We start from the raw sequence: 9657 nt of genomic DNA, 5'->3' as shown, positions 1-9657 counted from the left end.
TTTATGAAGCCCGTCCAAACGTTACGGCGGACGTATTTGCGCTCTGTTTCAAGAGCGGAAACGCGGTCATTCTTAAAGGCGGAAAAGAAGCCGCAAATTCCAACGCGGCGATTGTGGAAGTCCTCCAGGAAAGTCTGGCGGCATTTGATCTTCCTATGGAAGCGGCGTCTTTGCTGAAGGACAACTCCCGTGAAGCATCCCGGGAACTCATGCGCTGCTCGCGCTGGGTGGATGTCCTCATTCCGCGCGGCGGAGCCGGTCTGATTGCTTCCGTTGTGGAAAATGCGACCGTACCGGTCATCGAAACTGGAACAGGCAACTGCCACGTGTATGTCGATGAAAGCGCCGATTTGGATATGGCCGTTCGCATCATCATTAACGGAAAGACGCAGCGCGTCGGCGTCTGCAACGCCGTGGAATCGCTGCTCGTGCACAGAAATGTCGTCGATGCACTCCTTCCCAGCCTTGAAGAAAAGCTGGCGGAACATCAGGTGCTCATTCACGCCCAGAAAGAACTTCTGCCGCTGATCGATCATGCCAAATCCGTAGAAGCGAGTGAAGAAGACTGGGGACGGGAATATCTCGATTATGAAATTTCCGTCAAGACGGTAAATTCGGTGGACGAAGCCATCGAACATATCAACGCCTACAACACCGGCCATTCCGAAGCCATCGTGACCAGAGACTATGCGAATGCCCGAAAATTCCTGAATCAGGTCGATGCCGCCGCGGTATATGTCAACGCTTCGACGCGCTTTACCGATGGACACGAATTCGGTCTTGGCGCGGAAATCGGCATTTCCACCCAGAAACTGCATGCCAGAGGTCCGATGGGTCTCGAAGAGCTGACCACAACCAAATACATCATTTTCGGCGACGGTCAGATTCGTCCCTGATTATTCCACGCCAAGGTAATGGCTTAGGCAGACTGGGTCTTTTCCAGAACGGAAAAGAAAATGTAATGTATAAAAAAATTCCTGAGACCTGAAAGCGGCAGAGCGTCTGCCGCTTTTTTATGGAACTGACGAACCGGCGCATATCTTTTTCGATCATTCCTGGAAAGCCGTACTATCCCTCAAAAACGGCACGGAACATTACCGCCAGTAAAATCACAAGAATGATCAGCGCAATCGTGATACTCAGTTTTCGGATTCGATCAAAATGCATAGTCCGTCCTCCTTGTCCATGCCTTCGTCTGCCCATTTGAAGACAGGCATGATGAATGGGTTTTCGTATTTGCCTTACTATAATGAATATAGAATATAAGGTTCAAAGGAGAAAGAGCATGAAAAAGATTATTGTGGTGAATTCCTCTCCCCGGGAAAACGGAAACTGCGATCTGCTTTGCACAGAATTCATTCGCGGCGCTTCCGAAAATCCGGAAAATCAGATTGTACGGATCAATCTGAAGGACCAGAATTTTGACTTTTACCGGGAAGACCAGCAGCCCGATGATGTCGATCAGTACGTATCGCTCATTCAGGATTCGGATGTCATCGTTCTGGCAACTCCGGTCTATTTCTATACGATGTCCGGCATGATGAAAACATTCATCGACCGCATGACCCCTTACTTCAGCGGCTTCGACGCCAAGGACTTCTACTTCTTCCTGACCGCACCGGTTAACCGCTCGGAAATGGAAGAAGCCGTGAACTCTCTGACCGGCTTTACGGATTCGCTGCCGACCAGCCGTGTCGTTTCGATCGTTTATGGATCCAATGTCATGCAAAAAGGCGACATCATCGCCCATCCGGCTTATCAGGAAGTGTATCGTCTGGGCATCTCCCTGTAACTCGCCATCCTTATCAATTCGTTTATCCTTTCGAGATCGAAGGATGAATTTCAAACCGAATGCAGAAATCAGGAGCCGTATGCACGGTCGACCAGCCGTGTCGAATCGTTCAATCGGCTCCTTTTTCATGGATTTTTCTCGGGTTACAGCGGCTCAACTTGCTGTTTGGAACGACAGGGCTTTTTGCGAAAGAAGGAGAAATACAGCGTCGAATGCGAAAATACAAAGCCGGCGCTTATACTGAAATCATGAGTGAATTGGAAAACAGAGCAGAAACACCCAGCCTGTCGCTGTCCAGGCTGATTTCGCTTTTGAAAAACGGAAAGATTCAGGCGGTCTGGATCGATATCGATCAGACGCTGCTGAGTTTTGATCTGTGCGCGCGGGACGCGATGATTTATGCGTTTCAAAAGTTTGGCATCGAATGGACGGAAGCGTACTATCCGATCTTTTTAAGAGAAAACGCCTGCCTGTGGGATCACATCGAATCGGGAGAAATGACGCGCGATGAAATGCGCAAAACCCGGTTTGTCCATCTGTTCAAGGCGTTTGGTCTTGAGCGGACCGTACCCGAAGGCTTTGAGGAAACGTTCCACCATCAGCTTTATGAAGGAAACCATCCGATGCCCAAAGCGCTCGAAGGACTAGAAGCTTTGAAAACAGCCGGTCTGCCGTTATTTATCGTGACTAACGGCAAGCAGAGCGGTCAGTATAAACGGCTGAAAGCGGCGGGAATGGATACGCTGTTTACGGAAATTTATACTTCGGACGAATTTGGCGTTTCCAAACCGGACTTGTCGTATTTTCAAAAAGCGTACGCCCGCACCTGCAAGGCGCTTGGCAAGACGCTGTTGCCAGATGAAATTCTGGTCATCGGCGATTCGTGGAAAGCGGACATTCTCGGTGCGATCGCCTTTGGCGCGCCGTCCTTATGGATTCGCGTCAACCGCCAGCACGATCCGTTCGAAAAAGAGAGTCATCCGACGGTCTGCGAAATCCATGACTGGAATGAATTTCTTCAGGCCTGGCAGGACGCCGGACATTAAAGTGTTCCAGAAAAATTCTTAGAATTCGCTTAACCTGTCGGGTTTGTTTCGCGGGATATCGTTCATTTTGCGTGGAAAACGGATGAACCTGTACAGGCTGCGAAACGATAGATTGTTTGACTATACAAAGTATGAAATCCTGTTTCTGAAGCGGAAGGAAACAGGATTTTTCTGTATTCCCAATGCAAAGTTAAAAAAGGGAGATACGTATGAAATATGAAATTGTCGGCGGTGACTTTCCCTGTGTCATCTGCCACCTTGAAACGAACGAATCCATGATCACGGAAAAAGGATCCATGATCTGGATGACACCAAACATGAATATGGAAACGCGCGGAACCAGCCTCGGGAAAGCTTTTGGCCGCATGTTTACCGGCGAAAGCATTTTCCAGAACGTCTATACCGCAATGGACGTTCCGGGTATGGTGACCTTTGGCTCCTCCTTTCCAGGAAGCATCACACCGGTAATTCTGGCTCCAGGCGAATCCATCGTCGCGCAGAAGGGGGCGTTTCTGGCCAGCACGCCGGAAGTAACGCTTTCTACCTTCTTTCAGAAAAAGGGCATGAGCGGATTCTTCTCCGGGGAAGGGTTCATCATGCAGCAGATCACCGGTCCGGGTATTGTGTTTCTGGAAATCGACGGATCCGACTACACGTATACGCTGCGTCCAGGCGAAAAGCTGATCGTCGATACCGGAAACGTAGCAATGATCGATTCGACCTGTTCGATCGATGTGGAGACGGTTAAAGGCGTAAAAAACAAACTGTTCGGCGGCGAAGGCTTCTTCAACACCGTCATTACCGGTCCTGGCAAAGTCGTTTTGCAGACGATGCCGCTTTCCAACCTTGCAGCAGCCGTGGCTTCCTGCCTGCCTTCCAGCAAGTAATTCAAAAGCGATCGCTTTTTGCCAAACGGAAAGTTCGATCGCTGGCTGTGTCCAGTTCAAAAGAGCTCTGCTTCGCTTTCCCAAAGAGGAAAGGCGAACGCAGAGCTCTTTCTGTTTCATTTTGTTATTCGTTGAATCAGGACTGGAAAAAGTCGCCGTGATCCGAATTGTCTTTGGGTGTATCGGTTTCAGGTGAAATCACGTGGACTTCCTTTTTCGGTTCCGGCTCGATGAGCGTTCCGGGCAGATTAGAAATTTTCAGCTCGTCGGTAATTTCAATGACGAGGCAGCTTTTTCCATCGATTACCCGGGTCTGCACCTGATCGAGGGCATCGTCCTTAATCGAGACTGTAATGGCTGGGGATTTCAGGCTGACTTTGCCTTTTTCCACGAGGTTGACGGCAGCCAGTTCCTGATCTTCCAGAATGCGGGTATACGCGGAATCAAAATGTTCCATGTTTTCCGCCATTGCTCCGGACGCATCGAGCAGATCGTGCACTCTCGCTTTATCGACTTTGACGACCGCGTCTTCTTCCGTTCCCTCTTGAATAAAGTCGGAGACGTTGCGGTGGAACTGAATGGCCGTTTTGACATCAAGTCCCTGCGGGAATACATCCGCAATGACCTGCGCAAAGCCGTCGGCCTGTTCGGGTGCCGTCGACTGGAACGGAATGTGGAAAAACTGTTCAATCAGATCGATGTTCGGCTTTTTCGCGGTTTTGGAATGATAAAGGAAATGGTTGACGTCTGCGGCGCGTTCGCTGAAGGATGGATACAGGAACGCGTCGAGCGGGGAAGGAATGATCTGCATTTCTTCGTTAACCTTGCGGGAAACGCAGTTATCCTTTGTGGAATAGAACAGACCGATATCGGTCAGTCTGGCTTCGCTGATGGCGGTAATCATGAAACGATACGTCGTATTGCCTTCCAGTTCTTCCCGGTTCGCATTCAGATTGGGTGCAGCGTATTCGAAGATGCCGACCGTTACATATACGCTGTTTCGATAATTACCTTTTTCAATCAGTTCGGACGCATAGCGGTCGAACACTTCCGGCTCGAGCAGGGTTCCGTTGCGGTAGTCAAACAGTGTTTTCTGCAGTTCGACCGCCTGCGGATCCATGGGATCAAACGTATATTCCATCAGGTTTTTGCCCGGCGTTCCCGAAAGACTTTTACGGAAAATCTCAAAATACAAGTCTTCTTCTTCTGTGCTGAGCGTTTCCGGATCGATGAGGCGGGTAAAGAGAAGGTGGGCTTCTTCATCCCGGTATTTTCCATAGGCTTCCTGAATGCCCTTTAAAATCAGGCGCTCATTTTCGGGCTTGAGCTGCCGCTTGATTTCGGAGAGATCTTTTTTATTCATACTTCCGTCTTCCTTTCGTTAAGGCGTATTGCGCGTTTTTAAATGAATCCGGTCGGTTTGGACCGGTGCTTTTTTTTGTGACAAGAACCATATTAACCTTTTTCGCCTGCATCGTAATCCTTAAGATGATTCGCCTTGTCCGGGATTTTGCTGCACAAATCGTTTTGGAGAGGACAGCGTGTCTTCATCGAACCGAATCGAGCAGAACGCAGGATCGCAGCTCAAACAGAAAAGCCGGCCAGAGCCGGCTGATTTCAGGATTTGTGATGATGCGAGAAGAGGCGTGCAAACAGGGAACTCATTTTGGGAGCAGGAGCTGAAATGTACTTGTATTCCTTCGCCTTTTCGATAAAGGCCTGCTGGCTGTTGATCATCTCATCGCCTTCGGGCGAAATTTTCGTATAGGAGCCGGAAGGGAGCAGACGGCGTCCTTTCAGACTGTCGTTAAACTGCGTTTCAAAATACTCGAGCAGCTCCTTTTTCAGCTGCGGATCTTCGATGGGAACACCGACTTCTACGCGGCGCTCGGTGTTGCGGGTCATGAAATCGGCGGAAGCGATGTACACTTCGCACGATTCGCCGATGCCGAAGATGTAAATGCGTCCGTGTTCAAGAAAGCGGCCGACTACGGAGTGAATTTCAATGTGATCGGTATAGCCTTCAAGTCCGGGCAGAATGCAGCAGATGCCGCGAACGATCATTTTAATATCGACCCCAGCCTGAGAGGCTTCGGACAGTTTGGCGATCAGATCGAGGTCGGTCAGCGAGTTCATCTTGAACCAGGCTCTGGCCGGCTTTCCGGCTTTTGCGAGCGCAATCTGTTCGTCCAGCTTCTGTAAAATCGCGTTTTTCAGACCGAACGGGGAAACGATCAGCTTCTTGTACGAACCGGCCAGGTTGCCGACGTTCATGTTCTTGAAAAATTCAGTCGCGTCCTGACCAATCTGCTCATCCGCGGTAATGAGCGAGAAATCCGTGTACTGCCGGCTCGTTTTCTCGTTGTAGTTGCCGGTACCGATCTGGGTGATCGTACGGATTTTTCCGCGGGATTTGAGGGTAATCTGCATGAGCTTGGAGTGGACTTTGTAGTCTTCAAAGCCGTAGAAAACGCTGACGCCGCTTTCTTCGAGACGTTCAGCGGCCTGAATGTTGTTCTGTTCGTCAAAGCGGGCACGCAGTTCCATCAGGACGGTGACATTTTTGCTGTTTTCCGCGGCGCGGCAGAGGGCCCGGACAACTTTGGAGTTTTTCGCCAGTCGATAAATGGTGATCGAAATGGAGAGCACGTCCGGATTTGTCGCCGCTTCATCAAGCAGTCGGATGAACTGATCAATGTCCTGATACGGATAGGAAAGCAGAACGTCATGATCGAGAATCTGCGGAATGAGCGGTTCTTCCGGATTCAGACGGCGGTCCGTCTGGGCGACAAACGGCTTGTAGGAAAGGGCCTTGCGAATATCCGCGGGCAGCGCGTCGATCAGCGGGAAAACGTACGAAAGATCGAGCGGGGAACGCTTGGACAGGAAGACCTGCGCCTTGGACAGATGCAGCTGCCGGCAAAGATAGTCCACTGCAGCTGGATCAGTATCCCGGTAGATTTCCAGACGAATCGGAGAAAGACGCATGCGCTTTTTGAGAATCGTCTTCATGTAGGAGCGATAGTCTTCATCGTCTTCAATGTCGGCGCTGTTCAGGTTGATGTCCGCGTTGCGGGTTACGCGAATGATCGTCTTGAAGGGAATCCGGGATTTAGGAAACATCTTTTCGAGAAAGGCGAGGACGACATTTTCAACGAGCATGAATTCGGTTTTCTCTTCGTTGAGATAAATGATGCGCGGCAAATAGGACGGAATCGGAACGATGCCGTAGCGCGTCTTTCCGTTTTCGATAATCGAAAAGAAAATGTACAGTTCCTTGTTGATCAGAAACGGGAAGGGATGGTGAACGTCGATGATCTGCGGAGCGAGAAGCGGAGCCAGATCGCTTTCAAAATATTTCGCGATCAGCTTGGACTGCTTCTTGTTCAGATTTTTCATGGACATCGGCTGGATCTGGACTTCGCGAAGCGTCTTGCGCAGATTGTGAAGGACGTTGTCCCGCATTTTATACAGTCTGGCGGATTCTTCGTAAATCGCCTGCAGCTGTTCGGAAGGGGACATGCCGCTTTTTGAATCGATCTGATCGTTATCGACCAGAGACATATCCATTAAGGATCCTGCCCGGACCATGAAAAACTCATCCAGGTTGGACGTGAAAATCGCCGCAAATTTCATGCGTTCCAGAAGTTCGACCGACGGATCGGCAGCTTCTTCGAGAACGCGCTGGTTGAATTTCAGCCAGCTGATTTCGCGGTTCTGGGTAAAGGGGTATTTCTTAGTTTTCATAGGGAGATACACTCCTTGTACTGTGTATGGTTAAGGGCTGAATGCAGCCGTATGCAGCGCGAAGGCCAGACTCAGGTTTCGCATCAGACAGGATATTGAATCCTGCTTTTGAAAAAAATTTTCCTGTTTTCTTTTTATCAGGTATACAGACTCTGCAATTCTGTCGGCTTGATCAGACAGGTTTTTCGCAGGGCGCGCCGGCCTTTGACTGCGCTCATCGATATTGTAGTGGATTTTTTGACGGTCTGCCGGCTGATGCCGGCATTTGGGCGCTTTGTGATGCATGAGTGGATGTCTGGCGTCTTTTGAGGTTTGCGAACTCTTAGCAATCCCTTAAGAATTCCCTAGGGAAACTCCGTGGAAAGCTTGTTATACTAAGTCAATAGTGAATTGTTCACATGTTTGAAAAGAGGAGGCAGAGTGTGAAGTTTTTTAAGAAAATTCTAAAGTCCAAAGCCCTGTATCTGGCTGCGGCTTTAGCCTTTCAGCTGCTGATCCTGCTTCTTTTACTGACGTATTTTTCCCATGAGTTTCTTCCTGTTTACTATACGATGCTCGCGCTGAGCGTCGTTGTCTCCATTGCGGTCATCAACCGCGATTCGGACTCGTCGTCCAAACTGCTCTGGGTCTTTGTGATCATGGCCCTTCCGTTTTTTGGCGGCATGCTGTATCTGCTCTTTGGCGGTACCAAGATTCCGAAAGCGCTGATGATTCAGGACAGACAGGCCTATGCGGACTATCAGGAATACGCGGAGCAGAATCTGAAAACCCTCAACCAGTCCGAGATCCAGGATCCGGTGCTGCGGCGAATGACCGACATGGCCTGGAACAACGGCTATTTCCCGGTCTATACCAATTCCGCCGTCCGGTATTTTCCGACCGGCGAAGCGCAGTTTGAAGGCTTCATGGAAGCCATTCGCAAGGCGGAAGAGTACATCTTCATCGAGACGTACATCATCGACGAAGGCAGCGTGCTCGATGAGCTGCTCGCCGTTCTGGAGCAGAAAGTGGCCGAAGGCGTCGATGTCCGTCTGATCTACGATGACTTTGGCTGCCTGATCAACATTCCGGAAGACTTTCAGGCCAGACTGAAGGCGAAAGGAATAAAAGTACACGCCTTTAATCCGATCCATCCGCAGCTGGCGATGCAGATGAACAACCGCGACCATCGCAAGACGATCATCGTGGATGGAAAAATCGCCTTCACCGGCGGAAGCAACATCGCGGACGAATACGTAAACCGCATTGAACGCTTCGGCTACTGGAAGGACATGGGCGTCTGTGTCGAGGGCCCGGCGGTCGAACCGTTTGTCATCGCGTTTTTGCAGATGTGGAACTACGACTCGCCAGAAAACACGCCGTATGAATTTTATATCCGGCACGAAAGCGAGTTTCCGCGGCTTAAAAATCAGGGCTTTGTCATTCCGTTTTTCGATTCGCCGACCGACGACAAGACGCTTGGCCGCAAATTCCATTTCAACCTGATCAACTCCGCCAACCGTACATGCTGGATTACTACCCCGTATCTGATTCTGGATTCCGACATGGTCAGCATGCTGGAGCTGGCCGTACAGAACGGTGTCGACGTACGCATTGTCGTTCCTGGTATCCCCGACAAGAAAATTGTGTATGAAGTCACCAAGGCCAACTCCGAAATTCTTACGAAAAAGGGCGTGAAGGTGTATGAATATACCCCAGGATTCATACATGGAAAAGTCACGCTTGTCGATTCGAGACATGCGCTGGCCGGAACGGTCAACATGGACTTCCGCTCCTACTACACCAACTACGAATGTGGCATGTGGATGTACGATCCCGCCTGCATTGACGAAATCGAACGCGATTTTGAACAGATCTTCCGTGATTCCAAACTGATTACGCTCTCTTCCATTGAAGAGACCAACTGGTTTGTTCGTCAGTATCGTCTGTTCCTTAAAATTTTCTCTCCGCTGCTCTAAAAGCGGGATCAAATACGGGCGAGCTCTATTCTGTAGAAGACTTGCACCGTTTCCATTTTGAATGTGTACGAAGGCCAGATTCTTTGCGAGAGAATCTGGTTTTTCTTTTGGCAAAGGAAACGGCAGGGAAAGCAGCCGGGCCAGGGGATGAAAATCTCTGCGACCAGCGTTCTTTCGTAAGTGTCAAACAATCGACGGGTATACGCGAGACTGAATATTAGATACGC

7 protein-coding genes are annotated in these 9657 nt (G+C 49.9%); 5 read left to right on the top strand and 2 right to left on the bottom strand.

Going from position 1 to position 9657, the window contains the following annotated elements; genetic code table 11:
- The 4 genes from ACLUYS_RS07925 to ACLUYS_RS07910 form a co-directional block, all read left to right on the top strand.
- Positions 1 to 896 (top strand): glutamate-5-semialdehyde dehydrogenase (locus ACLUYS_RS07925; protein WP_412659550.1); only part of this gene is annotated, 896 nt, incomplete at its 5' end.
- A gap of 389 nt (positions 897 to 1285) precedes the next feature.
- Complete coding sequence (locus tag ACLUYS_RS07920; protein ID WP_230268130.1) at positions 1286 to 1792, top strand: flavodoxin family protein; 507 nt, start codon at positions 1286 to 1288, stop codon at positions 1790 to 1792.
- Positions 1793 to 2004: 212 nt separating this feature from the next.
- A complete protein-coding gene (locus ACLUYS_RS07915; protein WP_288876753.1) occupies positions 2005 to 2838 on the top strand; it encodes an HAD family hydrolase in 834 nt (277 codons plus the stop codon).
- Positions 2839 to 3047: 209 nt separating this feature from the next.
- Positions 3048 to 3725 (top strand): TIGR00266 family protein, encoded by a 678-nt coding sequence (locus ACLUYS_RS07910; RefSeq protein WP_230268128.1) that lies wholly within the window; start codon positions 3048 to 3050, stop codon positions 3723 to 3725.
- Positions 3726 to 3861: 136 nt separating this feature from the next.
- Here the strand turns inward: ACLUYS_RS07910 and ACLUYS_RS07905 are convergent, their stop codons facing one another.
- Positions 3862 to 5088 carry a DUF4317 family protein gene (locus ACLUYS_RS07905; RefSeq protein ID WP_412659549.1) on the bottom strand — a complete coding sequence of 409 codons (1227 nt, stop codon included), beginning with the start codon at positions 5086 to 5088 and terminating at the stop codon, positions 3862 to 3864.
- 254 nt (positions 5089 to 5342) lie between these two features.
- Positions 5343 to 7472, bottom strand: a complete 2130-nt coding sequence (ppk1, locus tag ACLUYS_RS07900; RefSeq protein WP_412659548.1) for a polyphosphate kinase 1 — start codon at positions 7470 to 7472, stop codon at positions 5343 to 5345.
- 422 nt (positions 7473 to 7894) lie between these two features.
- On the opposite strand from ppk1, the gene cls reads away from it, so the two are divergent.
- Positions 7895 to 9430 (top strand): cardiolipin synthase, encoded by a 1536-nt coding sequence (gene cls, locus ACLUYS_RS07895; protein ID WP_230268125.1) that lies wholly within the window; start codon positions 7895 to 7897, stop codon positions 9428 to 9430.
- Positions 9431 to 9657 lie beyond the last annotated feature (227 nt).

It is taken from the genome of Allobaculum sp. (genome assembly GCF_047010065.1).
Lineage (GTDB): Bacteria > Bacillota_I > Bacilli_A > Erysipelotrichales > Erysipelotrichaceae > Allobaculum > Allobaculum fili.
The sequence above is the reverse complement of the archived record's forward strand: the minus strand, read 5'-3'. Positions and strand labels throughout refer to the sequence as shown.